This window comes from Bradyrhizobium sp. S3.2.6, assembly GCF_040546885.1.
Lineage (GTDB): Bacteria > Pseudomonadota > Alphaproteobacteria > Rhizobiales > Xanthobacteraceae > Bradyrhizobium > Bradyrhizobium cytisi.
This window is the reverse complement of record NZ_JBEPOS010000007.1, coordinates 96,464-122,827: the sequence shown is the minus strand read 5'-3', so window position 1 is coordinate 122,827 and position 26,364 is coordinate 96,464. Positions and strand designations below refer to the sequence as shown.

Sequence of the window (26,364 nt, the reverse complement as noted above, 5' to 3'; positions counted from 1 at the left end):
CCATTTAACCCGCCGCCTCGCCCGCATCGCCTTCGCCCGCATCCGCAGCCATCCGGGGCGGCCGCACCACGGTGACGGTGCAGCTGGCCTCCGCAGCCACCTTGGCCGAGACGCTGCCGAGCAACGTGCGCCGAAACGAGCCCTGTCGCGCGCCGATGATGACATGGTCGACCTGGTTGACCTCGGCGAACTCCAGCAATGCAGCCGCGGGATCGACGGCCTCCAGCACATGAACCGACAGCCGGCTCTCGTCCAGCTTCAAGGGTGTCGCCCAGTGCCGGAGCGCGACGAGGCGGTCGATGTGCTTGTTGGAGCCCTGTTCGTCCAGCGTCTTGTCGACGGCAATGCGATTGAGCTTCAACACATTGACACAGGCGAGCCGGGCTGACGGCAGCGTCGCCAGGATGCGCTCCGTGGTGACCCGCAGCGACTCGTTCAATTCCGGCGCACCCTCCGCCGTGTCGAGCGCGACCGTAACGATCGGGCTCATCGCAATTTGCGTCGCAAGATCCGATCTCGCACCCGACGGCTTGACGTCGGGATTGAAACGGCGCCGCCAGGCGACACTGAGGGGGTCGCGCTTCATCCGCTCCGCGCGCGCGGTGAGCTTGACCTGGTCCGGATGGGTCAGATCGAAGGCGAGCTGGGCCGCTGTCGGATAGCGCCAGTCCGGCTCGATCTCGAGACACCGCAGCACCACCTCCTGGAGCCAGGGCGGATAGTCGCTGCGTAGCGCACGCGGCGGATAAGGATCGCGCCACAGCCGGCGCCGCATCGCGCGCAACGTCTCACCCTCGCCGAATGGACGTTCGCCGGTGGTGAAGAAATAGAGCAGCACGCCGAGCGAAAACAGATCGCTGCGGGGATCGTCGCGCACCCCCAACAGCCGTTCCGGCGCCATATAGGGCGCGGTGCCGTAAGGCAGGCGGAACTCCGCCTGCATCAGATCGGGCAGATGATTATGATGCGACAGGCCAAAGTCGATCAGCACGGCCTCACCATTATCGCGGAACATGATGCTGCTCGGCTTGATGTCGTGATGGATCACGTTCTGCCGGTGCAAATCAGCGAGCGCGGTCGCGATCTTGGCGACGAGCAGCCGAACTTCGTCGTAAGGCAGCGGCAGGTCGGGCAACCGCTTGTAGAGCGTTGTCCCCGAAATTCGCTCGATCACGGCGTAGGCCTGATGCGCGAAATCGCCGGTGCCGTAGCAGTGCGGCACATGCGGCCCTGTCAGCCGGGGCAGGATCATCATCTCCATCTCGAAGGAGACGATCGCCGCCGGGTCCTCGCCCTCGGACGCCCTCGGGATCTTCATCAGCAGCCGGGCGTCAATGCCGGCATGGGTGACGGTCCAGAGCGTCGCCATACCGCCGGCATGAACGCATTCGCCAATCGTGTAGCCGTCGATCACGGCGCCGGGTTTGACCATGGGTTTCGGCATCGGCCTTTAGCGCCCTTCCGATAGCCGGTCTGCGAGCCAGTGCGGCAGGCCGTTCTCGCGGATCCGGTTCGCCGCGCTCGCCACGTCGTAGGGGGCGCGGCAATACGTGATCTGGCATGAGACCGTATCGAACAGCACGAACGCCGCCGATGGATCACCGTCGCGCGGCTGACCGACCGCACCAAGCACGGCGAGCCATTGCCGCCCGCGCAGGAGCGGCATGGAAACATCGGTCTTGGGCACTAGGCCCGTCATCTTCGCCGTCACCGACATCGAATAGAGCGCGGGACGGTGAATGTGGCCGCAGAAAGTCACGTGGGCGGGGGTCGATATCAGGCTCTTGGCAGCGTCCGCCGTCGAGCGAATGTAGTGCCAGCGCTGGGGATGAGAGGCTTCCGAGTGCACGAACAGACGGTCGCCGTCCTCGACGAGCATCGGCAGCTCGGCAAGAAACCGGCGCTGCGCGATGTCGAGCCGCCCGCGCGTCCATTCGATCGCGATCTGCGCCTCATTGTTCATGGTCTCGGACGAGGAGTTCACGGCCTGGTCGTGATTGCCGCGAACGGCGACGGCGCCCTGGGCGACCAGCTCCATCGCGGTATCCACGACCCATTCCGGATCGGCACCATAGCCGACGAAATCGCCGAGCATGACAAACCGCTCTGCGCCCTTCGCGCGGGCCACCTTCAGGCACGCCTCGAACGCCTGCCGGTTGCCGTGGATATCCGAGAAGACAGCGAGAAGCACGCACCCTCCACCCTCAAATTCTTGAGGCCGATAAAGCCGATTTGAGGGAGGTCAACAAGATGCGCCAGCGCCGGGCGGTTTACCAGTGCCGCGCTGCGCAATGGTGAAGAGGCTATTGCTCGTCCTTGGGCGGCATCCGGGGTGGCGGCAGCGGCGTGAACACCGCTCCTTGCGCGCCGGCCGGCGGGGCACTGAACTCGCCGGTGGAGGAATCGCCGCCGCTGGTCTCGAGAATAGCTTTGGGCGTCACATATTCCCGGACCATGTCGATCAGGCTGCCCTCGCCGCCGCCAAAATCGGCCGCGCGCCCGCCTTGCGGGTGGCCCGCAGCGATCTCGTTCTCGGCTGCATGGGTCTTGTCGGCCAGAGTGTCGTTGTAGGGGACACGGAAGGCGCGCGGAATGCCGCTCGGACGGTGATCCTCGTCGAGCTCCTCGACCCACAGATAGATCGAGCCGGGATCGCCCTCCAGCGAATGCGGCTCGACGATCCGCGCCTTGAGCAGCTTGAACGCGGTGGGCAGCCTGTCCGTGCTGGCCCAGCCGAGCAGCCCGCGCATTTCCGAGAAGCTGACGACATAGAAGGCGCTGGTCACGACCACCGCGACCGCCTTCAGCGACCAGTGCAGCCGCGCATAGACCAGCACGACCAGCAACAACGCGCCGATCACGGCATAGGCGACCGACAGCGTGAGAATGACCGTCGGCAAATTAATCACGGCGTATCCTCACACCGGTCTTGGGGTCGACGTCAGCGCCGTTGCGCCAGGTGCTGCGGAAGGTTTCCAGCAGCGATTTCGGCCGCTGGTCCACATTGACCACCTTGCCTTCGGCATCGAGCCGGAACCGCACCGCGGTCTTCTCGTCACCGGTGTGGTCGAGCGTGAACTTGTTGTCGAAGACCACCTGCGCGGTCGGATTGAGCTTCTGCACCTTCACATTGGCCGTAACAGGCTCGCCGGTCGTGGCGACGAAATGCGAGACGTTGACGGTGTATTCGCCGGCGACGATGCCGCGCACCGTCACGATCTCCTCGCGGATGGGCGAGGCGATCTTCTTGCCGTTGACCATGATGAAGTCGTTGGCCCCGCCGCGATCGTCGCGATCGAGCGTGAGGAAGCCGGCCTCGCGGTGGCGATACCAGGCGATGTTGCCGGCGGGGTCCTGCACGAACAGGTCGAGATCGTCAGGGTGATTGTCCGGCCAGTCCAGCGTGATCATGAACTCGGCCTTGGAGTCGATCTTGCCCTCCTTGGCATCGGGCGAGACCGCGAGCAGCGCGAGGAAGAACAGGAAGGCGACCACCTGGAGCGCCTTGAACAGCATCACGCCCAGCGGATCGAACGGCTCCTCGCGCGGATAGAGGCCGAAATCATCCATCATGACGGCGTTCCAGCGCCTTTGCGCTCCAGGACAGGCGTCACATAGGTCTCCGTCAGCACCACGGCATCCGAGAACACCCGCTGGGTCGCGGAATCGAGCATGTAGTACTGGATGCGGACCAGGATCGAGCCGACGAGGCCGGCGAGAGTCGTGTACATCGCAACCGCCATGCCGTCGCTCATCAGCCCCATCGAGGAGCGCATCGCGACCTTGTCCGCGGCATCCAGTCCGGCAATCGGCGCCAGCATGATGATGAAGCCGATGATGGTGCCGAGCAGGCCGAGCTTCATCAGCGTATCGGAGACGAAGGCACCGAACCCGTTGGAGCCGCGCAGGCGGTCGGCAAGCGTCCGCAACAGCAGCGTCTGGTCGACCGGGCGGTAGTCCTGCGCGGCGGCCTTGGTCACGAGGCTCTCGATGTGATCCCGCACCAGCCCGCGCGGCAGCGCAGACGCGCTCGCATCGAGCACCTTGCTGCCATCTGGCGCCGCCAACACCGCGCGGCAGCGCCGTGCCGCCGCCCCCTCACGGGCAATTGCCCGTGTGCGCAGGAAGCAATGACCGCAGGTCAGGATATAGAGCACCGCGATCACGCTCGAAATGTAGGTCCGGTCCGAGGTCAGCATCAGATGGATCAGGCCGAACCGCCACAGCAGCACGACGGCAAAGATCGACAGCCCTGTGAAGATCATCCAGAACAGCAGCGCGCTGCGCTCGGATGGGTCAGTCGCGGTGTTCGCGATCGGTCCAATCGTCATCGAACTCATGCTGCACTGCTCCTGACCTGCAGGGATTGGCCTGCGACGATTGGCTTGTAAAGAATCCTTGCCGATTAGATCAAAGCCGCCGCACCAGGTCCAAAGACCCATGCCCAATCCGGCTTGGGAAATTTGCCCGAGCCGCGCTCCGGCCCAAACCCTGCAATTGGCAAGGCGCGGCGACGTTGTTAGGCTGAGCTTACCAAACTTTGGGGTGATCGCATGCGCCTCGTGCTTCAGCTTGTCGCCCGCCTGCTCCTCATCGTTGCGCTCTGCCTGGACGCCGCGACCATATGGGCCACGTTCGATGCCTATCGCAGCATCGACCGGGCGACTGCGGCCTCCGCGCAGCGGGTCGCGCAGGCGCTTCAGGCACTGTACTGGCATGAGCTCTTGCTGCGCAGCAGCAGAATGCGCGAGCATCTCGTGCCGGTTCCGGAGTGGCGGACGCTGGAGACGATGAAGCTGATCTCGCCCGGCGTCTGCGTCGAGTTCCAGCCGGCGACCGCATTTGAAAAGCCGCTCTGCGGCCAGAGCCAAGGGATCGGCAGGGCGCCGCCGCGCTGGTTCGCGTCGATCGTGCCGACCTTCCTCGGCAGCCACGCCGAGGCGGTGCGGCCCGTCAGCCCGCGTGCCGCGGCCGCCGGAACGGTCGTCGCGACGCCGGATGAAGCGGCCGCAATCTCGCTCGCCTGGGAGTACATCCTCAACGTGATCGACGTCGCGCTGCTAATGGCGGCGGCGATCGCGCTGCTCGCTTCGCTTGCGATCGCGCACACGCTAGCACCGGCGCGCGCCATCGTGACGGCCCTGCAACGCATGGCGCGCGGCCAGTACCGCACCAAGCTGCCGCGCTTCCGCTCCATGGAGCTTGGGATGATCGGCGGCGCCGTCGAGAAACTCGGCAGCCGGCTGGAAGAATCCGTCGAGCAACGCGCGGCGCTGACGCGGCGCCTGATCGAGATCCGCGACGACGAACGTCGCGCGCTCGCCCGCGAGCTGCACGACGAGTTCGGACAAAATCTCTCCGCGATCCTGGCTTTCGCCAACACGGTCGAGACGGCGAGTACGAAAGACGGGGATCATGGCATCGCGCAGGATGCGCACATGATCTCGCAGGCCACTCACCATTTGATGGCCTCGCTGCGTGATGCGCTGAAGCGCCTGCGCAATCCCCTGCCCGAGGAGCTCGGGCTGGAAGCGAGCCTCGTCAACCTCGTCGACAGCTGGCGCTCGCAGAGCGCGACGCAGCCGACGATCCAGCTCGACCTCAAGGGCGACCTCACCGACATCAGCGGTCCGGCTGCCACGACCGCCTATCGCGTCGCCCAGGAATGCCTGACCAACGCGCTGCGCCACGGTGCGGCCCGCGAGATCTCGTTGCACGTCGAGCGGTGCCCAGGCGAGGACGATGCGCTTCTGATCCGCGTCGAGGACGACGGCGGCGGCGATGCGGCACGCGTGGCGCGCTCGGCGGGCTTCGGCCTCACCGGAATCCGCGAGCGTGTCGCAGCCGCCGGCGGATCATTGTCGATCCTGCCTGCGAGCCGCGGCCTCAGTGTCGCCGCAACGATCCCGCTCGCAGCATGAGGCGGCCATGAGCGAGGTCGCAGCAACAGGCATTTCGGTGCTGCTTGTCGACGACCATCCGATCGTCCGCCAAGGCTATCGGCGCGTGCTGGAGAGCCAGGGCGATCTCCACGTCGTGGCGGAGGCCGACAACGCCGCGGATGCCTATGGCGCCTTCAAGACGCATGATCCCGACGTCGTCGTGATGGACATCTCGATGCCCGGTGCCAGCGGCCTCGAGGCGATCCGCAACATCCGCGCGCGCAATCCGCGGGCGCGGATCCTCGTCTTCACCATGCACAACGAGGCCGTGCTGGTGAAAGCCGCGTTCAGTGCCGGCGCTTCCGGCTTCGTCACCAAGAGCAGCGCCCCCTCCGCCGTCGTCAACGCCATCCGCAGCGTCGCCCGCGGCGAGCGGGCCATGAGCGACGACATCGCGCATGTCCTGGCCGAGGACAGCCTGTCGACAGGCTCAGCGCTGGATCAGCTGGGCGAGCGCGAGATCGAGATTTTGCGCCAGTTCGCCGGCGGCGCCACCACCGAAGAGATCGCGACGCATCTCAATCTCAGCGTCAAGACGGTCCAGAATTATCACTACTTGATCAAGACCAAGACCGGCACACGCACGGATGCGCAGCTCGTCCGGCTGGCGGCAGCTTGCGGGCTGACGAAGATCTAGCAGCGGGACTGCCGGATTTCCGGGTCCTTCAATCTGCTGAACGCAATGGAACGCAGGCCATCCAACCCCGGTTAGTAGCGGAGCGGAGGAGTAACACGCCATGAGTAAAGCTCATCACAAGGCAGTCGACCATCCCACCGTCATCACCGTAGGCGAGCTGATCGACCAGCTTTGCCGCTTGCCGGACACGGCTGTTGTCCAGTTCCGCTGTCCTATGCTCGATCAGGAGCTGACATTCTACCGCCTCCGAAAGCAGTCGAAGGACGTCGTCGAAATCGCGGTCAGTGCATATCCGGAGAGCCCGCCGGTCGTCCCGTCGTCCGACGGCACATTCCACCCGCGAAGGCACGCCACATCCTCGTCCGCGCCCCGCAACGGCGGAGCGCTTCAAGCCAAGAGGGTAAGCTAGGAGGAGCGCTTCTAGGCCGCCTTCAGCCCGCGCAGCAACAGGGCGAGCGTCGCATCCACGCGCGCGGGCAACTCGGCATCCTTCCATTCGTCGGCATGGGCCGGATGGTGGAAGCGGCAGGTCGCATCGAACAGGGCACGTGCGGTGGTCTTGACGTCGGTCACTTCGAACACGCCCTGCTTCACGCCATCGGACAGGATCGCTGCGATCTGGTCGATCATGGTGTCCTTGTGACACTTGACCGCCGCGCAGGCCTCGCGGGCCAGCGTCAGATAGGTCTCGAACATCTCGGGGTCCTCGAGCACGCGTGAACGCTTGGCCGCGAACAGCGTGCGAAGCCAGCGGTCGAGCCGCGCCGGCGCAGGGCCCTGCTCCTCGGCGATAGCCAGGAGCGGCGCGTCAATACGGTCGAGCCAGCGCTTGGCTACGGCCTCACGCAGCGAGGCCTTGCTCGGGAAATGGCGATAGACGCTGCCGTGGCTCACATCGAGCGCACGGGCAACGTCGACCACTGTGGCCTTGGCAAGTCCGTAGCGCCGCAAGACGTCCTCGGTGACTTCGAGGATTCGCTCCGGCGTCAAGATAACGGCTTCGTTCATGCCAGCACCATATGCCCCGTTCAGGGTCCAGTTACCCGGCGATGGATGCTTACCGAAGCGCCCACACCGGTCGGTTCGGAAAGCTCTCGCTTTAATGAGGCAGTTTTGCAGCCTGCGCCGCGATCTGGCGCGCTACCAGTAAATTGAGCCAATGCCCAATCGTCCCGGTGAGATTGATGATTTCGGTCGTCATTGTCGCAAGTCTCCAATCATTGGCGATCCCCATTATTCAATTTCGACCCTCGATCCTCATTTGTTGGGACTCTGGGCTTCCGGGATGCCGCCAGACGCCCAATCGGAGCGTCCGAGAACGGATATACATCTCTCTCTGACAGATTTCAATATCTGTCAGTCAATGATCCGTGATTGACAGTTAATATTTGCGGGTCGCCCTGCCAGCCGACCCGGCCCGGGCCGCCGGCCGCGTCGGAGGCTGAAAACATCCATCATCCCCCGCCACCTTGCCGTACCGTTTGTTTGGCCCTCCCCCTCTGCCAAATCACGGCGTAAAAAGCATTTTGACCGGCGCCACCCCCTAGAGTCGCCGCCCACCTCCCCGGCGGGTTACCCTGCGCTCACCCGCCCTACGAAGAAGAAACGGATCCTCCCCATGCCCATCGTCAACCGCATCGCCGCCCTCTCCGACGAAATGGCCGCCTGGCGCCATGATTTCCACGAGAATCCGGAGCTGCTCTACGAAGTCCACCGCACCGCCGGCATCGTCGCCGACAAGCTTCGCGAGTTCGGCTGCGACGAGGTGGTCACGGGGATCGGCCGCACCGGCGTGGTCGGCGTGATCCGCGGCCGCAAGTCCGGCTCCGGGAAGGCTATCGGCCTGCGCGCCGACATGGACGCGCTGCCGATCGTGGAAACCGCCGATGTGCCCTACGCCTCGAAGATCCCGGGCAAGATGCACGCCTGCGGCCATGACGGCCACACCGCGATGCTGCTGGGCGCCGCAAAGTACCTCGCCGAGACGCGCAATTTCGACGGCACGGCGGTCGTGATCTTCCAGCCCGCCGAGGAAGGTGGCGGCGGCGGCAAGGCCATGGTCGAGGACGGGCTGATGACGCGCTGGAACATCGACCAGGTCTACGGCATGCACAACATGCCGGGCCTCGCCGAGGGGCATTTCGCGACCACGCCCGGTCCGCTGCTCGCCTCTTCCGACAACATCCGCATCACCGTGCACGGCAAGGGCGGCCATGCCGGCGCCACCCCGCACCAGGCGATCGACAGCGTCCTGATCGGCTCGCAGATCGTCAACGCGCTGCAATCGATCGTCGCGCGCAACGTCGATCCGCTGAAATCGGCGGTGATCTCGGTCACGCAATTCCACGCCGGCACCGCCTTCAACATCATCCCCGAGACCGCCGAGCTCAGCGGCACCGTGCGCACGCTCGATCCCGACGTACGTGATCTCGTCGAGCGCCGGATCGGCGAAGTCGCCGAAAGCGTCGCCCGCGCCTATGGCGGCTCGGCGGAAACGAAATATACGCGGATGTATCCGGTGACCTTCAATCATGCGCGCGAAGCCGGTGTCGCCGCCGACGTCGCCCGCGACATCGTCGGTGCCGACCGCGTCAACGACAAAATCATTCCGATGATGGGCGCGGAGGATTTCTCGTTCATGCTCGAAGAGCGGCCCGGCGCAATGGTGCTGGTCGGCATGGGTGACAGCCCCGCGTGCCACCACCCGGCCTACGTCTTCAACGACAACATCCTCGGCCACGGTGCATCGTTCTGGGTCCGCCTGATCGAAACGACGATGCCGGTGGGCTGAAATCGTACGGTGGGTTAGTTAGCCGAAGGCGTAACCCACCTACGCGGCTTCTCACCCCTGATATTGCAGCACGTGCATGCCGGCGTTCCAGTCGCTGACGAACATCATGCCGTCGGGCCGGACATAGGCGTCACAGGTCTTCGCCGCGAGCGCGACGTTCGGGCGAGGGTCGACGAGCTTGTTCGGCGTCGGCGGCACCCAGTACGCGATCTCCTTCGGCGCAAAGGCATCCCTGACATCGAACACTCTCACGCCGGCATTGTTATAGGTCGCGAAAATCGTCTCCTCGCTCTGGAATGAGCCCGGACGGTTCTCGTGCAGATTATGCGGGCCGAAGGTACCGTTCGTGCAGAAATCGCGGTCGCGCGGCGTCGGCAGGGTTGCGATCGGCACCGGGTTTTCCGGCGCGCGGACGTCGAGCACGAATGTATGGAACAGGCCCTTGGCGCATTGATCCGCGTTCGCTTCATCCGCGACGATCGCAAGCTGACGCTTCGGCAGCGGCAGCGGCGTGTGCGTGCCGCCGGCAAAGGGCGGCGACCAGTTGATGTGGGACAGCAGTTTTGGATTTGTGGGATCGCTGATGTCGTGGATGGTGAAGCCACCATCGCGCCAGGCGGCATAGCCGCGATCACCCGCCGTGATCATGTGATGGAGCGCGAAGCGCTTGCCCTTCGGCGTCGCCGGCTCGCCGGCCGCGCGGTTCATGCCCGGCAGCCACCATTTTGCGACGATCCCCGGCTTGGTGATGGTCTTGAGGTCGACCACGCAGAGGATGTGGTCGGTGTATCCATCGAAATGCGCCGACACATAGGCATAGCGGCCGCCCGGCCACCAGAGACGGTTGATGCCAAAGCCGGGTATTTCGAGGAATGCGATCTCGCGCATCTTGCCGGGTTTGGAGATGTCGTGAATGGAGAGGCCCGAGCGGAATTTCTTCGCCTTGGTGATGCTGTCGACCAGCGTGTTCTCGAAATAGCCGCGCATATTGTCGTAGGACTGCATCGCGACGATATTGGCGCCGTTTGCAAGCAGCAGCATGTCTTCGGCCACCTGGAGATGGTGGGTGCGGGTGTATTGTCCCGCCGTTAAGAAATTGACCGGCTTCAGCGCACGCGGATCGGAGGCGTCCAAAATCGTCACGCCGTCGCTGAACATGTGCCCGACATAGATGTGCTGCCGGTTTAACATCACCTGGACGCTGTCGGGCCGTCCGCCGATGTCGCTGTAGGAGATGTGCTGGATGCCCTTACCGATGCCTTCAGGGGGAATATCCGGCTCTGCAGCCCGCGCCTGGCTCGACCACCCGGAGAGCGCAGCGGCTCCGAACACGCCCGACAATTGTTGAAGGTGGCGGCGGCGAGAGACTTGGCGCATCGGTTTCCCCCAGTGTCTTTTTGGGATGATGCGCGCTCGTGGCGAGGCATGCAAGCCTTGCGCGCTCCTACGCCTGCACGACCTCGTGCCGCATCACTAACGGCGCGAGCAGCGTGTGCACCTTCTTGAACACGCGCTCCGCGGAGCCCATCATCGGACCACCGAGCGTAGGCCCATCGGCTCACCCGCGCTCATCGCGCGAGATGCAGTCTGGTCTGACGCGAGAGGCAGGGTGAACTGGAAGACGGCGCCCCGAGGCTCGTTTGGGCCGGCCCACATCCGCCCGCCATGCGCCTCGATGATCGAGCGGCAGATGGCCAGGCCCATCCCCATACCTGTGGGCTTGGTGGTGTAGAAGGCGTCGAACAGGCGCTCCATGTTCTGCGGATCCAGCCCCGGACCGGAATCCCGCAAGGTGACGTGCACGCCGTCCGATCCATCTCTGCCGGTGCTGATCAGCAACTCGCGTCCTCCCTCGCCGACCGCGGCCATCGCCTCGATCGCGTTGACGATCAGGTTGAGCACCACTTGCTGAAGTTGAACCCGATCTGCCTGAATGGGTGGCAAGCCCTCGTCAAATTGCGTTCGCACCGAGACGCCGTTCTTGAACGCTTCGCTGCGTGTCAGCGCGATGACCTCAAGCACCGCCTGGTTGATCTCCAGATTCTCCTTTTGCGGGGGAGCATTCCTGATGAGCGCCCGGATCCGACCGATGATGTCGCCGGCTCGCATGCCGTCATCGGTGATCCAGTCGAGCGTCTGTCGCACGCGCTCCGTATTTGGCGGTTGAGCCTCCAACCAGTTCAACCCGGCCTCGGCGTTCGCCACGATCGCGGCGATCGGCTGGTTGACTTCATGGGCGATCGAAGCGGTGAGTTGCCCCATCGTAGTGACGCGATTGGCGTGCGCGAGCTCCATCAAGGCTTCACGGTAGCGCCGCTCGTGTTCGCGGCCTTCGGCTTCAGCCCGCTTGAGAGCCGTCAGATCGAGGACAAAACCGACGCCATTATCCGTACCTTCTCCAAACATGGTCCCGCCGATCAGCACCGGCACACGGCTTCCGTCCTTCCGCACATACTCCTTCTCGAATGGGTGGGCCGTCCCGACCCGCTTCAATTCCGCCACGGTCTGCAAGTCGCGGTCGCGCCATTCCGGCGGTGTGAGATCGGTCCGATGCAAGCGTCCTGAGGCGAGATCCTCCCGGTCGTATCCCACGATGCGCAGGAACGCATCATTCGCCTCGAGAATGCGCCCCTGGACTTCCCAGATGATGATGCCGATGATGTTGGCATCGAACAGGCGCCTGATCTTGATATCTCGTGCTGCAAGATCACTCTGGAGCTGGATGTTCTCCTCGGTCGCCTTTCTCCGCCGCTTCGCTTCGAGCCGCGCGAGCGCCAGCGCCGCTCCGGCCAGCGCGACGACGAGGACAACGGCGCCGGCGATCAGCCAGGTCCAGCGTCGCTCGAATGCTTCGGCACGCGCCTCCCGGTTGGCGAGCCGAAAGCGCTCGTGATCCACCATCTGGTCGATTTGCGAGCGGATCTCGTCCATGCTGCGGATCATTGCCAACGCGGCCTGCCCGGACGTGCCGGCCGTCTTCAGCAGCTCGTCGATCTCGCGCAGCGTGGCTGCAACTGTCAGTGCCAGATGTCCGGCCCGAAGGCCCTGCAACGGATCGTCCGCGACCAGCGTCTGCAGCGCCTGAGCTTCCCGTCGTACACTTTCGTCAGAGACGCCGTAGGCCTTGAGATAGGCGGGGTCGAGGGTCATGAGATACCCGCGCCTTTCGGTCTCGAGCTCCGCGACGATCGCCCGCAGCCGATCGAGCGTTTCGAGTACCTGGCGGCTATGCTCGGTGAAGTGATGAGCTGCTTGCCGCTCCTGCCAATATTGCAGGCCAAGGAAGCCGGTCGCGACAAACAGGGTCAAAAGCACTGCGACCGCAAGGATCAGCGGACGAGCAAACCACCGCAGATAATAGCCCGGAGCAAGGACTGACATTGGCCGTGGATCTTCGACGCGCGTCGGACCGGAACGTTGCTGGAACGATAGCATGGGCGGTCCGCGCAGGTGAGGGGAACCAGCCATTCGCGACGCATGCTCCACTGGCGCCGAAATCCGCCAGTTGGCGGAGCACAATGTCACGGGTGACGTCTCCCTTGTTGTAATTGACTGCCCGCAATTAGGAGCGCCAACATGGTGCCAGCCGGAAACTCAGGGAGCGGTGGGGTGCCAACCAGCCGTCGGAGCTTCGTCAAGGGATTGGGCGCGGCGGGAGCCGTCTTACCGGCAGTCGGGCTGTTGCCAGGGCGGGGCCTGGCGGAGGATGCCCCCCCGGCCGATGCCGGCGCCGCGATCGACTGGAAGCAATTTGCGGGACAGACGGTCGCGCTTTCGGGCGCGATCCATCCGTGGTCGAATGCGATCACGCCGCTGTTGCCGGAGTTCACCATACTCACCGGCATCAATGTCACCATCGATTTCCAACTGGAAACCACGTATCTCGGCGCGCTGCCGATCAGGCTCGCCCGCGGCAGCAGCACGCCTGACGTCTTCATGTTCACGACCTATGGCCAGGGCATCTCGAATGGATGGCTGGAGCCGCTGAACGGCTATTATTCCCAGAAGTCGCTGACCGATCCCGCCTGGTACGACGAGAGCGACCTGCTCAAGACGGCCCGAGCCTTCCCGCTGTGGTCGGACGGCGAACGGTACGCCGTTCCGATTACCTCAGAGGCGATGACCCTGTTCATCAACCGAGATGCGATGGCAGCGAAGGATCTGCCTGTTCCCCAGACTTTCGAAGAGCTGCTTGCCACCGCCAAGACGGTCAAGGCCAACGGGATCTCGGGGATCGCCATGCGGGCCCAGGCCGGCGGCAATTCCTCCCCGCCGGCCATGGGCTTCGTGTTCTCCTACGGTGGGGCCATGGTCGAGCACAACAGGGTCGCCTTCGCGAGCCCGGAGGCGATCGCGGCCGTCGAGATGTACGGTCAGCTGCTCAGTCAGGCCGGGCCTGCCGGCGTTGGCAGCTATGAGTGGTACAACGTGCTGGATGACTTCCTCCAGGGACGGACGGCCATGGCCATCGACAGCAGCAACTTTGCGACCGACATCTCCAATCCTGCGAAAAGCCGTGTCGCTAAGCAGGCCGGCTTTGCAAGCTTTCCGCATCTCGCCGGTCGCGAACCCGTTCCCTTCATGTCGCACTGGCAGGCGTGCATCAATTCCAAATCCCGAAACAAGCGCGCGGCTTTCCTGTTCCTGCTCTGGGCGACGAGCAAGGCGACCTCGCTGCGGACTGCTGCAGCGGGACTGGCGACGACGCGCGTGTCGGCCTGGTCGAGCGAGGGCTTCAAGAAGGCGTTCGGCTCGCAAGCCGCCGAGGCGGCGTTGACCAATCTGCAGAATGCCGATGTCGACCGTGCCAAGGCGATCCTTTTCCATGCGCAATCGCGACCGATCCTGGACGCCTTCATGATCGGCGTGAATGAAGTGGTCAACGGGGCAAAACCGGCGAAGGATGCGATGACGGGCGCGGCCGAAAGGGCCAACGCGGCGATCCGCGGCTAGTGGCGAGGCATTGTCCAATCGGAAGTGTTGGGGCCGTGCCATGCACGGCCGCACTTAGCCGAACACCACCTCGTGCCGCATCACGAACGGTGCAAGCAGCGTGTGCACCTCGCCGGCAACGACTTCGCGCTGGTCCGCCGGAAGCCCCGCAAGCGTGACGGTTGCGATCGAGCCGTGGCTGCCATGGGCGCCGACCTTCACCTTGCAGTCGATGCCGCGCGCGATCAGCGGCGCCAGCACCTTGGTGAACACGCGCTGCGCCGCATCCCAGCGCAGTTGCGGCTTGAACACCTTGCCGACGCCGGTCACCGGCATCGGGTCGATCGGGATGACCTGCACCGGAACGGCGGCGCGCTCCGGCGTGCGCTCGCGCACCCACGACTCGAGCTCGCCGGGCTCGACGGACGCGCCGGGCTTCAACTGCACATAGCCCACAGGCAGCTCGCCGGCATATGCGTCGGGTTGGCCGACCACCGCGGCGAAGCCGACCGCGGGATGGCGGAACATGATCTCCTCGATCGGCGCCGGATCGATGTTGTGACCGCCGCGGATCACGAGGTCCTTGGCGCGGCCGGTGATCCAGAGATAGCCATCGGCATCGAGCCGGCCGAGATCGCCGGAATTGACCCAGACCTCATCGACAAAGGCGCCCTTGTTGTGGGCGTCGTTGAGATAGCCGCCGAACACGCCGGGCCCGGCCATGATGACGACGCCGATCTCGTCCGGCTTGCAGTCGCGGATCAGGCGGCCATCGGCGTCGAGCTGCACGATGCGCACCCGCGAATAAGGCATGGGCAGGCCGACCGAGCCGAGCCGGATCGGCCGTGACGGATAGGCGAGCGTATGCACGCTCGAGGTCTCGGTCATGCCGTAGACCTCGACCACCGGCAGCTTGAGCTTTTCCTGGATCGCCGAGCCGACGGCAACCGGGATCGCCGAGCCGCCGCCGGCTGCATATTTCAGGCTGGAGATGTCGGCATTGCCGGGCGGCACCGCGAGCGTAGCGGCGAGCACCGTCGGCACGCTCGACAGCGCTTCCGGCTTGAAGCGCTCAACCAGGCCCCAGATGTTCTTCACCGCGTTCGGATTGCGCCAGCCGCTCGGCGACAGCACGACCAGCGAGCCGCCGCTCGACAGCGTCAACAAGACTTGCGTCAACGATCCGCCGACATGGAACAGCGGCATGCCGAACAGAAGGTTGGAGCCCGGCTTCGGCTTCAGCAGCAGATTGAGCGCCCAGGCTTGATAGACCTGATTGGCATGGGTGTGCCGCACCAGCTTCGGTGTGCCGGTGGTGCCGCCGGTGTGGAAATACGCCGCGATGTCGCGGCCCGCGATCTTGCGCCCGCTGACAAGCCGGTCGGACGGCTGCTGCTTGATCAGGTCGTTGAACGCAAAAATTCCGTTGGTGGGATCGCCGCCGCCGGCCACCTGCACGATCGCCTTGAGGTGCTTGAGCTGCGGGCGGATCTGCTCGACCTTCTGCCAGATGTCGGTGCCCGGCATCGGCCCGAGTGCCACCAGGATTTTCGTGTTGGCCGCTTCCAGAATCTCCGCGATCTGGTGCGGCTCGAGCAGCGGGTTGACGGGATTGGCGATGCCGGCAGCCTCCGCACCGAACAGCGTCACGAAGGCATCGGGCAGCAGCGGCAACATGAAACTGATGACGTCGCCCTTTTCCGCGCCGAGCGCGTGAAACATGTTGGCGGCTTGCGTCGCGCGCGCGATGAAATCGCGGAAGGTGACCACGAGCGGCGTATCGGCCGGATCGGCATTTTGCAGAAACTGGATCGCCGCCCCGTCGGGGTTGCGCGCAGCCCCGAGCTTGATCGCATCATAGGTGCTCTCGGCCGCGACACGGTCCACGTAAGGGACCTGCTCGAAGGCCCGGACCTCCTCGTCCGTCAAAAGCTCCGGATAGTCGTTGCCGATGAGCCGATCGAGCGCGTGGATGCCCGCCATGGAATTCCGTCCTCCCTCAGATGCATGTCCTCGCCCCTGTCTTTTGACATTTGGTTTGGCAAGGCCTCGACCGATTGGCCGGCCGAGCGCAGACAGAATGATGGATGATTTGGCGTTCGTCCATGACCTAACGGCTACGGCCGTAGCACTGGGGTGCGCGGCGTTTGAACCTCCGTGCCCGATCCGGGGACCAAGAACATGGGTCGGATTCGCCTGCCAGCGTCCTGCCGCAAGACTTGAGGTGATCATGACCACGCCACCGCGGGGCCGCGCCGCACGGCCGATCGTCGCACTCGCCATGACGTCGGCGATCATCGCAGCGGCGATCGCCCTGCCTCGCGCCGCGCTCGCCGATGACCAGTTCGACAAGATGCGCGCCAGGATCGTGGCCTTCGTCGGCGACAAGATGGAAAAGCAGGGCGGGTCGCGCATCATCTACAGGGTGGACAGCTTCGCCCTGCGCGAGAGCGTCGTCACGGATCTGCGCGACGACGTCTACAAGAACCTGCACGACGGCCATATCGCCTTCTCCAATCTTGCGATCCGCGACGGCGGCGTCGACGTCAAGATCGCGGACGCCAAAGGCCGCGATCAGCTCGCGCGCAAGCTCGCCGCAGCCGCGGACGGACTGCCCTCGCATGCGCTCGCCGTGACCGATGGCGGCAACGGAGCGGTCAGGCTCGCGCCGACCGATGCCGTATCCGTTGCACGGCTGAATGAACTCGTCGAAGAGTCCATCGCCATGATCGAGCAGCGCCTCAAGGATTCCGGCGTCAAGCTTGCCAGTGTCGCCCCTGACGGGGCCGACCGCATCCGCATCTTTCTGCCTGGCGTGACCGAACCCGAGCACGTCACCGCGATCTTCGCCCGGAAGGTCAAGGTCAGCTTCCGCCTGATCGATGCCTCGATGTCACCGGAGCAGGCGCAATCCGGCACGCCGCCCGAAGGCTCGGAAGTCCTGCTCGGCTTCAAGGACAAGCAGCCCTATCTGGTCGCCAAGGACAGTGTGCTCGACGGCGAGGACATCAACTATGCGGCGCCCGGCTTTGCAGCCGGCACCAAGGACCCGGTCGCCTCGTTCCGCTTCAACGGACGCGGCACGCGGCGCCTCGCCCACGTAACGGAAGAGGACGTCGGCAGATCCTTCGCCATCGTGCTCGACGACAAGGTGATCTCCGCCCCCGTGATCCGCGAGCCCATCACCGGCGGCTCGGTCCAGATCTCCGGTAATTTCACCCTCGAGGAGGCCAACAGCGTCGCCATGCTGCTCCGCGCCGGCGCGCTGCCCGGGCACCTCACGCTCGTCGAGCAGCAGGTCATCCAGCCGACCGCCAAGCCCTGAGGCGGAGATAGCCCCGCGCCCCCGCCGCCAGGGCGCCCAAGTCCGTCCAAAGTCCGTTCACGACACCCCAAGCCCGCGCCCCGGTGGCCCCGAATCACAGGCCGCACCGAGGTCATACGCGCAACCAACGGGCAATTGCCGAAATGCCCGTTCAGGCTAAAATTTGCCTCTTGCAGCATGACGGCCGAAGGCTTCATTCAATCCGTCGTCATTCGATTTCGGCTATACGAATACCAAGCAGGACAGAAAGCCTTACGCAGGGATAGTACCATGCCGTCCGGCAGTGCAGACATTTCCTCGATCCTCGACCGCATTCTCGACGCGGCCACGGACAATCTGAGGATCGCGAAGATCCTGGTCCAGATGGGCCTCGATCCCAACAACGTCACCTACGACGCAATCTTCAACCGGCTGCTCGAGATCTTCGTCCACAACATCACGCTGGCCAACATGTTCGCCGCAGTCGGCGCCGGCTTCTTCGTCGCCACCCTGCTGATGCGGACGATGGTGCCGCTCCGCGTCGCCAACATGGTCGGCTGCGCCTTCTTCGCCATCTTCGGCGCGCTCTCGGCCAATGTCTCGACGTTCCTGCTGTATCTGCTGCTGCTTCCGATCAACGCCTTGCGCCTGCGGCAGATGCTCAAGCTGGTCAAGAAGGCGCGCCATGCGGCCGAAGGCGACATGTCGATCGAGTGGCTCAAGCCGTTCATGACCGAGCGCAAATATCGCCACGGCGACACGCTCTTCAAGCTGGGCGATCCGGCCAAGGAGATGCTCCTCACGGTCACCGGCAAGTTCCTGGTCAAGGAGATCAACGTCGAGATCGGGCCCGGCGCGCTGATGGGTGAGCTCGGCTTCCTCACGCCGGACAACCGGCGCACCGGAACGATCGAATGCACCGAAGACGGCCAGGTGCTGACGATCACCTATGACCGCCTGCTCGAGATCTACTTTCAGGATCCGCAATTCGGCTACTACTTCCTGGTGCTGACCAGCCAGCGTCTGCTGCAAAACATCGATCGCCTGCAGAAGCAGCTGGCCGCAGCACAGGCGGCGACCACGAACAGGATCGCCTGATCACCGCTCAGCTCAGCAGCAGCGCCATGCCGGGATCGCCCTTCTCCATCGCGCGCCGGTACACCGGACGCGCGCCGATGCGGCCGAGATATTTGACCAGGTTCGGGCAGCGCGCGAGATCGTAGGGCTGGAAATAGCGCATCGTGGTGAGCGAGAAACCCATCATGATGTCGGCCGTGGTGAAGCTGCTGCCCGCCAGATATTCCGCATCGCACACGCGCGTATCGACCAGGTCGAATGCGCGATCGACCCGCGCCTTGGTCGCGACCAGCATCGGATTGTCCTCTGCGAGCTTGAGCCGGTTCAGCAGCATCAGGCGGCCCATGCCGGCTTGCAGCGTGCCATTGGCGAAGTGAAACCAGTACAGGAATTGCGCGAAGTCGGGCGTGTCCGGGCCAAGCACGAGGCGGCCCTTGCCGTATTTGACCATGATGTAGTCGACGATGGCGCCGGATTCGGCGAGCACGAGATCACCGTCGACGATGACGGGCGCCGCCCCGATCGGATGCAGCGCCTTGTAGTCGGGCGGCGCCAGCATGGTGACGGAATCGCGCGCATAGCGCTTCAGCTCATAGGAGATCTCGAGCTCCTCGCAGAGCCAGACGATGCGTTCGGACTGCGATTTGCCGAGATGGTGAACGGTGAGCATGGGCATTTCCTGTGCAGATGACTCCGGCGATTGCGCCGCAACTGTTTGTCGTGACGTTGCATCATACTCCGTCATTGCGAGCGCAGCGAAGCAATCCAGACTGCCACCGCGGAAAAGATTCTGGATTGCTTCGCTGCGCTCGCAATGACGATATGGAGAGACCGTCCCCTACCCCGCCTCGTCGGTCACCATGCGCGCCACGACGCGGTCGCGGCGGACGAAGTGGTGCCAGAGGGCTGCGATCACGTGGATCGCGATCAGGGCCAGCAACACATAGGCAAAAAAGATGTGGCGGTCCTCATAGGCGCCCGCCGCCGCTTTGTCCGGAGAGGTGAATTGCGGCACGTTGAACAGGCCGAAGAAGTCCGAATAATTGGGCGTGCGCGCGCCCGAGTGTGCCCAGCCCAGCATCGCGACCAGGATGACGACGAGATAGAGTGCGCCATGGCTGACACGGGCCGCGATCTTCTGCCAGCGCCAGGTCTCGGCCGGCAGCGCCGGCGTCGGGTTGAGGGCGCGCCAGACGATCCGCAGCACCGTGAGCAGCAGGATCACATAGCCGATGTCGGCATGGATCGAGCGATAGAAGAGCTTATCGGCGCGCGCCGGAATGTGGTTCATCCACCAGCCGAAGCCGATCATGCCGAGGATCGCCAGCGCCAAGCCCCAGTGAAACCACCGGGCAACGCTCCCCCAGCCGGTCCTCGTGTTTCTGATCATGTCGATTCCCGAAAATTTGCGGATGTCCCAACCGCAGCGCAGCACTGCTGCAAATAGCGGGAACGTGCGGCAAAGGTGAAATTGAATCGTTCCAAACCGGGCGCCGGCCGCCCCCCGCCGCAAAAGCGCCCAAAAAACCCAATGGTAACCATGACGGGCTAGGGTGGTGACGTGACCAATTCTCCGACGATCCTGGTATTCGATTCCGGCCTTGGCGGCCTCACCGTGCTGCGCGAGGTCGTGGCCGCGCGCCCCGAGGCACATTACGTCTATGTCGCCGACGACGCCTTCTTCCCCTATGGCCATCACAGCGAGGACGAGATCATCGCCCGCGTGGTGCCGCTGATGGGGGAGCTGATCGGCACCCATGATCCTGACCTCGTCGTCATCGCCTGCAACACCGCCTCCACCCTGGTCCTATCGCATCTGCGGGCCGCTTATTCCGTACCGTTCGTCGGCACGGTGCCGGCGATCAAGCCGGCCTGCGCCCGGTCGAAGACCCGCCGCGTCTCGGTGCTCGGCACCAAGGGCACCGTGAAGCGCGAATACACCAAGGCGCTGATCCGCGATTTCGCGCTAGGCTGCGAGGTGACGCTGGTCGGCTCGCCCGAGTTGGCCTCGCTTGCCGAGCGCGAGCTCAGGGGGCAGGCGATCAGCGACGGCGATATCCTCGCCGAGCTCACCCCCTGCTTCGTCGGCGACGCGGCAGACGCGGGTGCACGCACCGACACAATTGTCCTCGCCTGCACGCATTATCCGCTGCTGCTCCACCGGCTGGAGCGGCTGGCGCCCTGGCCGGTCGAATGGATCGATCCTGCACCTGCCATCGCCCGCCGCGTTTCGGATCTGCTCGGCCCGCAAGGTGGGGACATCGTGCAATCCGGCGCCGCGATGATCTTTACGTCGAACCGCGCCCATGGGCTCGGGGCGACCCTGACGCCATTCTTCGGCGGCCGCGCTCTGGTCTGACTTTTCGCGGACACGGCGCGCTGCTAGGCTTCGCCGTTGTCATCGCGCAAGGTCATCACATGCCGGTCCCCGCCACGCCGCTCAATCGCCTCCGCCAATTGTGGAGCGAAGGCCGCCCCGCCTTCGGCGCGATCGCAACGATCCCGAGCGTGCAGACGGTGCAGATCATGGCGCGCTCGCTCGACTGGATCATCGTCGATCTCGAGCACGGCCCGATTGGATTGACCGAAGCGCATGCGATGATTGCCGCGACGACGGGCACGCCGTGCACGCCGCTGGTGCGGATCGCGGCGAACGAGCCGTGGCTTGCGAAAGCGCCGATGGACATCGGCGCCTTCGGCATCAATTTCCCGATGATCACGAACCGCAGCGAGGCGGAGAAGGCGGTGCGCAGCGTGCGCTACCCGCCGCGCGGCGACCGGCTCTGGGGTCCGTTCCACGCGCCGTTCCGCTGGGGCCAGACGATGCCGGACTACATGGCGTCAGCCGACGACGAAATGCTCTGCATGATCACCATCGAGCATGTCGACGCCGTCAACCGCATCGACGAGATCATGGCGACGCCGGGCATCGACGTCGCCGTCATCGGCCCCGGCGACCTCGCGACCTCCATCAACAAGCGCGGACAGATGGACGATCCCGAGCTGCTCGAGCTGGTCGCCCGCGCGGAAGCCGGCATCCTCAGAAGCGGCGTGCCAATCGGCGGCGTGGCGCGCACCGCAGACCAGGCCAACGCCCTGGTCGACCGCGGCTACCGCGCGATCGCGCTCGGCTTCGACTGGTCGCTGTTCCAGCGTGGCATCATGGCGGCGTTCGACGGGATCAAGCGCTGAACAGGCCGAAGGTCGCGCTATCGATGGCCAGGTGTCGTGTGTATGACACCCCAGCCAAAGGCAGCAAATCATTGAAAGTGCTTGGAGTTTACGTCGTCGACAAGACCAGGCCGCTGGCCTCGCCAGCGCCTTGATCGGGCCGAACCGATCTGCCCAAAGCGGGTTGGTTCGTGCTAGAGCAAGCGGCGAACGGGCGCCCCCCTCGCCGCCCCCAAGTCAATCCCCTGTCAGTCCGCGGGAACCGGAGAACGATGCGCGGTCAACCCAAGAACATTTCGCTGCCGCGCCGCCTGATTATCGACCTCATGCGCGCCTCGATGGGCGTGCCGTTCGTCTCATTGTCCCGCTCGCTCAATATTCGACCCCTGCTGGAGGCCCGCGCAAGCGCGGTGGCGCCGGTCGGCTGGGCCGCGATGTTCGTCAAGGCCTTCGCCCTGGTCGCCAAGGACGAGCCGGTGCTGCGCACCGTCTATGCCAAATGGCCCTGGCCATCGCTCTACGAGCTGCCGAAGAGCGTGGCGCTGGTGGCCGTCGCCCGGGTCGAGAACGGCGAGGAATGCGTGATGCCGCAGCGGATCGCGGCCCCGGAGACCATGGCACTGGCCGCGGTCGACGCCGAGATCCGGCGCGCCAAGACCGCGCCGATCGACGACGTCCCGATGTTCCGCAAGATCATGCGGGCGACCCGCCTGCCGCTGCCGCTGCGGCGGCTGTCCTGGGCGGTGGGCTTAAATTTCGGCCGGCAGCGAGGCAATTGGTTCGGCAGTTTCGCGGTGAGCTCGGTAGCCGCCTATGGCGGCGGCGAGCTCCATCCTGTGACGCCCGGCCCGTTCATCGTCAGCTATGGCCTGGTCGAGCCCGACCAGACCATCCATGTCGTGATCCGCTGGGATCACCGGGTCACCGACGCCGCCCCGATTGCCCGGGTCCTGACTCTGCTGGAACAGGTGCTGAACAATGAAATCGCTGCCGAATTGCGGGCGGCTGGCTCCAAACCAATCCGGGCTGTCGGGACCTGATTCCAGGGCCATTCGCATTGACAAAGCGGCCCAAACTCTCCTAAAAGCCCCCTGCTCGCGGGCCGATTTCGGCCCGCGAAGCGTTTCGCGACCCGTGGTCCTCTCCCTTAAGCTTTGGGGATCGGACCTGTCAGTGCCGGGCTAGCCCGTCAACCAGGAGGGCGCGTTTCCTCAAACCAAGTACCTGAAGAGGACGCGATGACTAAGCGCAGTGAGGCGAAGTACAAACTCGATCGCCGTATGGGCCAGAACATCTGGGGCCGCCCAAAGAGCCCCGTCAACCGCAGGGAATACGGCCCTGGCCAGCACGGCCAGCGCCGCAAGGGCAAGCTCTCCGATTTCGGCGTGCAGCTGCGCGCCAAGCAGAAGCTGAAGGGCTACTACGCCAACATCAGCGAGCGTCAGTTCCACGGCGTCTATGTCGAGGCGAGCCGCCTCAAGGGCGACACCGGTGAGAACCTGATCGGCCTGCTCGAGCGTCGTCTCGACGCGGTGGTCTACCGCGCCAAGTTCGTCTCGACGATCTTCGCCGCGCGCCAGTTCATCAACCACGGCCACATCAGAGTGAACGGCCGCAAGGTCAACATCTCGAGCTACCAGGTCAAGGTCGGCGACGTGATCGAGGTCAAGGAAGCCTCCAAGCAGCTCGCCCACGTTCTCGAAGCGAGCCAGCTCCCTGAGCGCGACACCCCCGACTATCTCGAAGTCGACCACGGCAAGATGACCGCAAAGTACGTGCGCATCCCCCATCTTTCCGACGTGCCGTTCCCGGTGCAGATGGAGCCCCATCTGGTCGTCGAATTCTATTCGCGCTGATAGACCAACAATTCATCGCTCAAAGGCCCCGGTTTCCGGGGCCTTTTTGTTGTGGTATGGGCAATCTGAATGTCTCAGATCACTGACCAACTCGCCAACATTGGACCGTCGGCAATTCCGACCGAAGCGGAGCGCGAGGTATGGGCCACGTTGTCACGTGACGAGCAGGTCCGCCGATATCAAAAGCTGTTCGCACAGCCCAACTGCAACAACTTCACTTCAGAAACTCCAGACGACATCCTCGCCACCGCGCGGCAACGCGTTGCCCAGCGCGGTCATGGCTGACTATCGTTGTTCGATTAGAGAATGAGACTCGCTATGCTCTACACCCCTCCCCCCATCGATCCCAAGGCGCCGCCGGTGCGCATCAATCTGCTCTCGGACACGCAGACCAGGCCGACATCTGCGATGCGCGAGGCGATGGCGCGGGCGGAAGTCGGCGACGAGCAGGTCGGCGACGACCCGACCGTGAATGCCCTGTGCGAGCGCGTGGCAGAGCTGATGGGCAAGGAGGCGGCCGTCTACATGCCCTCGGGCACGATGTGCAACGTCACCGCCACGCTGGTGCATTGCCGTCCCGGCGACGAGATCCTCGCGCACGAGACCGCGCATATCATCGCCCGCGAAGGCGGCGCGCATGCCGCGATCGGCGGCTTCCAGGTGACGCAGCTCAAGGGCGCCGACGGCCAGTTCACGCCGGAGACGTTCCGCAAGGCCCTGCATCCGCGCACGCGCTACCAGCCAACCCAGACGGTCGTCAGCGTCGAGCAGACCGCCAATATCGGTGGCGGCACGATCTGGAAGAAGGCCGCGCTCGACGAGATCGTCGCGATCGCCAGGCAACACGGCCTCGTCACCCACATGGACGGTGCGCGCCTGCTCAACGCGACAGTGGCGAGCGGTATCTCGCCGCGTGACATGACCGCGGGTTGGGATTCGGCCTGGATCGATTTCTCCAAGGGCCTGGGCGCGCCGATCGGTGGCGTGCTCGCTGGCTCCCGCGCCTTCATCGACGCGGTGTGGCAGTGGAAGCAGCGCCTCGGCGGCTCGATGCGGCAGGCCGGCGTCTGCGCTGCGGCCTGCATCTACGCACTCGACCATCACGTCGAGCGCCTCGCCGACGATCACGCCAATGCACGAGCTCTGGCCCGCGGCCTGTCGCAGATATCGGGCGTCGAGGTTCAGGAGCCAGAAACCAATCTCGTGTTCTTCAAGCCCGATGGCGCCGGCGTGCCCGGCGACAAGATGCTCGCCGCACTGCGCCAGCGCGGCGTGACGCTCGCGATGATGGACGGCCGCATCCGCGCCTGCACCCATCTCGACGTCGATGCGAGCCAGATCGAGGAAACGATCGGATACGTCAGAGAGATCGTGCGCGAGGCGTAAAAATCTACCGCCCCATCGCCTGATAGATCAGCGTCTTCAGCGCGAGCTGAATCCGGCCGCGCTGCGACGGGGTCTGCACCATGAAAATCCCGAACAGGTCGTCTTCGGGATCGATGAAGAAGAAGGTGCCGCCGACGCCATCCCAGCGATATTCGCCGAGCGGCCACGCGGTGCCCGGCGGCACCGAGGTGCGCACGGCGACGCCGAGACCATAGCCGGAGCTCTCCCCCGGGTAATAGTTCCTGTCGCGTTCGACGCGGGTTTCGGGACCGACGTGATCCGACGCCATCAAGGCGATGGTATCAGGCTTGAGATAGCGCCGGCCTTCATAGCTGCCGCCATTGAGCAGCATCTGCGAGAAGCGCGCATAGTCGCCGACGGTGCCGACGAGGCCGCCGCCGCCCGATTCCCATTTCAGTGGTTTCCTGATATCTCGGACCTGCGTCATCGGACTGATCGCGCGATCCTCCGGCATCGGCTCGGCGATGCGCGGCCACTTGGCGGGATCAGCAACATAGAACGCGGTGTCCTTCATTCCGAGTGGATCAAGCAGCCGTTCCCTCGCGAACTGAAACAGCGATTTCCTGGATATCACCTCGATGATGCGGCCGAGCACGTCGGTGGAGTGGCCGTAATCCCAGATCGTGCCGGGCTGTTCGGCGAGCGGCAGTGTGGTGATCTTCGCGACGAGTTCGGCATTGGTCGAATCCTTGTTGGCGAACAGACCGGCATCGGCATACAGCTTGTTCACCAGGCCCCCGCCATAATAGCCGTATGGAATCCCGGCGGTGTGGCGCATCAAATCCTCGATCGTCACCGGACGATTGAGCGGCTCCAGCTCCAGCGAGATCTTGTCGTCCTCGGCCTTCTTCTCGACGCCGACCTTCATGCCGGCAAAGGCCGGAATGTATTTCGAGACGGGATCGTTGATCGCGAGCCTGCCCTCCTCGACCAGCATCATCGCAAGGACAGAGGTGATCGGCTTCGACATCGAATAGAGCCGGAAGATCGTGTCCGCGCTCATCGAGATCTCGGTTGCGACGTCGCGGACGCCGAAATTCTCGTAATAGACCGGCTTGCCGTGCTGCTGGAGCAGCAGGATCGCGCCCGGAAACTTGCCGGTCGCGATCTCGTTCCTGATGTAGTCAGAGACTTTTGAGAGGCCCTCGGGCGTGAGCTTGTGCGCGCGGCCTTCGGAGCCCGCTTGCGCACTGACAAGGCCGAATAAAACGACGAGCGCCGCCATCAGCCCGCGGCGCCCGTGCATG

25 protein-coding genes and 1 pseudogene are annotated in these 26,364 nt (G+C 64.5%); 14 read left to right on the top strand and 12 right to left on the bottom strand.

Annotation, left to right across the window (positions count from 1 at the left end; all coding sequences use genetic code 11):
• Positions 1–4 precede the first annotated feature (4 nt).
• From ABID58_RS15755 to ABID58_RS15735, 5 genes are all read right to left on the bottom strand, one after another.
• A complete protein-coding gene (locus tag ABID58_RS15755; protein WP_354033289.1) occupies positions 5–1,444 on the bottom strand; it encodes a serine/threonine protein kinase in 1,440 nt (479 codons plus the stop codon).
• Between the two features lie 6 nt (positions 1,445–1,450).
• Positions 1,451–2,191, bottom strand: coding sequence for a metallophosphoesterase family protein (locus ABID58_RS15750; protein WP_354033288.1), 741 nt, complete (start codon positions 2,189–2,191; stop codon positions 1,451–1,453).
• Between the two features lie 112 nt (positions 2,192–2,303).
• Positions 2,304–2,909 carry a hypothetical protein gene (locus ABID58_RS15745; protein ID WP_148751494.1) on the bottom strand — a complete coding sequence of 202 codons (606 nt, stop codon included), beginning with the start codon at positions 2,907–2,909 and terminating at the stop codon, positions 2,304–2,306.
• The gene (locus tag ABID58_RS15740) at positions 2,902–3,573 is read right to left on the bottom strand and encodes a DUF2135 domain-containing protein (RefSeq protein ID WP_027534510.1); all 672 of its coding nucleotides are present in this window, start codon (positions 3,571–3,573) and stop codon (positions 2,902–2,904) included. The genes ABID58_RS15745 and ABID58_RS15740 overlap by 8 nt, the downstream gene beginning before the upstream one ends.
• Positions 3,570–4,340: a MotA/TolQ/ExbB proton channel family protein gene (locus ABID58_RS15735; RefSeq protein ID WP_148751493.1), complete on the bottom strand. Its 771-nt coding sequence runs from the start codon at positions 4,338–4,340 to the stop codon at positions 3,570–3,572. Before ABID58_RS15735 ends, ABID58_RS15740 begins: the two co-directional genes overlap by 4 nt.
• Before the next feature lie 213 nt (positions 4,341–4,553).
• Between ABID58_RS15735 and ABID58_RS15730 the strand changes: the two genes are divergently transcribed.
• The 3 genes from ABID58_RS15730 to ABID58_RS15720 all read left to right on the top strand — a co-directional run bounded on the left by ABID58_RS15730 (position 4,554) and on the right by ABID58_RS15720 (position 6,988).
• A complete protein-coding gene (locus ABID58_RS15730; protein ID WP_354033287.1) occupies positions 4,554–5,921 on the top strand; it encodes a sensor histidine kinase in 1,368 nt (455 codons plus the stop codon).
• Positions 5,922–5,928: 7 nt separating this feature from the next.
• Positions 5,929–6,579 (top strand): response regulator, encoded by a 651-nt coding sequence (locus tag ABID58_RS15725; protein ID WP_148751491.1) that lies wholly within the window; start codon positions 5,929–5,931, stop codon positions 6,577–6,579.
• Between the two features lie 100 nt (positions 6,580–6,679).
• Positions 6,680–6,988 (top strand): hypothetical protein, encoded by a 309-nt coding sequence (locus tag ABID58_RS15720; protein WP_148751490.1) that lies wholly within the window; start codon positions 6,680–6,682, stop codon positions 6,986–6,988.
• Between the two features lie 11 nt (positions 6,989–6,999).
• Here ABID58_RS15720 and ABID58_RS15715 read toward each other — a convergent pair whose 3' ends face one another.
• A complete protein-coding gene (locus tag ABID58_RS15715) occupies positions 7,000–7,587 on the bottom strand; it encodes a TetR/AcrR family transcriptional regulator (protein WP_354033286.1) in 588 nt (195 codons plus the stop codon).
• 610 nt (positions 7,588–8,197) lie between these two features.
• On the opposite strand from ABID58_RS15715, the gene ABID58_RS15710 reads away from it, so the two are divergent.
• Positions 8,198–9,370, top strand: a complete 1,173-nt coding sequence (locus ABID58_RS15710; RefSeq protein WP_354033285.1) for a M20 aminoacylase family protein — start codon at positions 8,198–8,200, stop codon at positions 9,368–9,370.
• 51 nt (positions 9,371–9,421) lie between these two features.
• Here ABID58_RS15710 and ABID58_RS15705 read toward each other — a convergent pair whose 3' ends face one another.
• Positions 9,422–10,747 carry an LVIVD repeat-containing protein gene (locus tag ABID58_RS15705; protein ID WP_354033284.1) on the bottom strand — a complete coding sequence of 442 codons (1,326 nt, stop codon included), beginning with the start codon at positions 10,745–10,747 and terminating at the stop codon, positions 9,422–9,424.
• A gap of 150 nt (positions 10,748–10,897) precedes the next feature.
• The gene (locus tag ABID58_RS15700; protein WP_502916412.1) at positions 10,898–12,751 is read right to left on the bottom strand and encodes an ATP-binding protein; all 1,854 of its coding nucleotides are present in this window, start codon (positions 12,749–12,751) and stop codon (positions 10,898–10,900) included.
• Positions 12,752–12,979: 228 nt separating this feature from the next.
• On the opposite strand from ABID58_RS15700, the gene ABID58_RS15695 reads away from it, so the two are divergent.
• On the top strand, positions 12,980–14,323 hold the full coding sequence (locus ABID58_RS15695) for an ABC transporter substrate-binding protein (protein ID WP_354033282.1): 1,344 nt from the start codon (positions 12,980–12,982) through the stop codon (positions 14,321–14,323).
• Positions 14,324–14,377: 54 nt separating this feature from the next.
• Here ABID58_RS15695 and ABID58_RS15690 read toward each other — a convergent pair whose 3' ends face one another.
• Positions 14,378–16,285, bottom strand: a complete 1,908-nt coding sequence (locus ABID58_RS15690; RefSeq protein WP_354033281.1) for an acyl-CoA synthetase — start codon at positions 16,283–16,285, stop codon at positions 14,378–14,380.
• A 247-nt stretch (positions 16,286–16,532) separates the two neighbouring features.
• Between ABID58_RS15690 and ABID58_RS15685 the strand changes: the two genes are divergently transcribed.
• Both ABID58_RS15685 and ABID58_RS15680 read left to right on the top strand, forming a co-directional pair.
• Positions 16,533–17,627, top strand: coding sequence for a SecDF P1 head subdomain-containing protein (locus ABID58_RS15685; RefSeq protein ID WP_354033280.1), 1,095 nt, complete (start codon positions 16,533–16,535; stop codon positions 17,625–17,627).
• A gap of 270 nt (positions 17,628–17,897) precedes the next feature.
• Complete coding sequence (locus tag ABID58_RS15680; protein WP_187434868.1) at positions 17,898–18,704, top strand: Crp/Fnr family transcriptional regulator; 807 nt, start codon at positions 17,898–17,900, stop codon at positions 18,702–18,704.
• Between the two features lie 7 nt (positions 18,705–18,711).
• Here the strand turns inward: ABID58_RS15680 and ABID58_RS15675 are convergent, their stop codons facing one another.
• Positions 18,712–19,353: a glutathione S-transferase family protein gene (locus ABID58_RS15675; RefSeq protein WP_354033279.1), complete on the bottom strand. Its 642-nt coding sequence runs from the start codon at positions 19,351–19,353 to the stop codon at positions 18,712–18,714.
• Between the two features lie 168 nt (positions 19,354–19,521).
• Positions 19,522–20,073 (bottom strand): cytochrome b, encoded by a 552-nt coding sequence (locus ABID58_RS15670; protein ID WP_354033278.1) that lies wholly within the window; start codon positions 20,071–20,073, stop codon positions 19,522–19,524.
• Between the two features lie 171 nt (positions 20,074–20,244).
• Between ABID58_RS15670 and murI the strand changes: the two genes are divergently transcribed.
• The 7 genes and pseudogenes from murI (at position 20,245) to ABID58_RS15635 (ending at position 25,096) form a co-directional block, all read left to right on the top strand.
• On the top strand, positions 20,245–21,042 hold the full coding sequence (murI, locus tag ABID58_RS15665) for a glutamate racemase (RefSeq protein WP_354033277.1): 798 nt from the start codon (positions 20,245–20,247) through the stop codon (positions 21,040–21,042).
• Between the two features lie 59 nt (positions 21,043–21,101).
• The gene (locus tag ABID58_RS15660) at positions 21,102–21,875 is read left to right on the top strand and encodes an HpcH/HpaI aldolase family protein (protein ID WP_354033276.1); all 774 of its coding nucleotides are present in this window, start codon (positions 21,102–21,104) and stop codon (positions 21,873–21,875) included.
• A 59-nt stretch (positions 21,876–21,934) separates the two neighbouring features.
• Positions 21,935–22,009: pseudogene (locus ABID58_RS15655) on the top strand (cupin domain-containing protein); the annotation flags it as partial.
• Between the two features lie 117 nt (positions 22,010–22,126).
• Positions 22,127–22,894: an acyltransferase gene (locus tag ABID58_RS15650; RefSeq protein WP_354033275.1), complete on the top strand. Its 768-nt coding sequence runs from the start codon at positions 22,127–22,129 to the stop codon at positions 22,892–22,894.
• 198 nt (positions 22,895–23,092) lie between these two features.
• Complete coding sequence (gene rpsD / locus ABID58_RS15645) at positions 23,093–23,710, top strand: 30S ribosomal protein S4 (RefSeq protein WP_148751477.1); 618 nt, start codon at positions 23,093–23,095, stop codon at positions 23,708–23,710.
• Positions 23,711–23,779: 69 nt separating this feature from the next.
• Positions 23,780–23,995, top strand: coding sequence for a hypothetical protein (locus tag ABID58_RS15640; RefSeq protein ID WP_148751476.1), 216 nt, complete (start codon positions 23,780–23,782; stop codon positions 23,993–23,995).
• 33 nt (positions 23,996–24,028) lie between these two features.
• Positions 24,029–25,096, top strand: a complete 1,068-nt coding sequence (locus ABID58_RS15635) for a threonine aldolase family protein (protein WP_354033390.1) — start codon at positions 24,029–24,031, stop codon at positions 25,094–25,096.
• A 4-nt stretch (positions 25,097–25,100) separates the two neighbouring features.
• On the opposite strand, the gene ABID58_RS15630 is transcribed toward ABID58_RS15635, so the two are convergent.
• On the bottom strand, positions 25,101–26,363 hold the full coding sequence (locus tag ABID58_RS15630; RefSeq protein ID WP_354033274.1) for a serine hydrolase domain-containing protein: 1,263 nt from the start codon (positions 26,361–26,363) through the stop codon (positions 25,101–25,103).
• Between the last annotated feature and the right edge of the window lies 1 nt (position 26,364).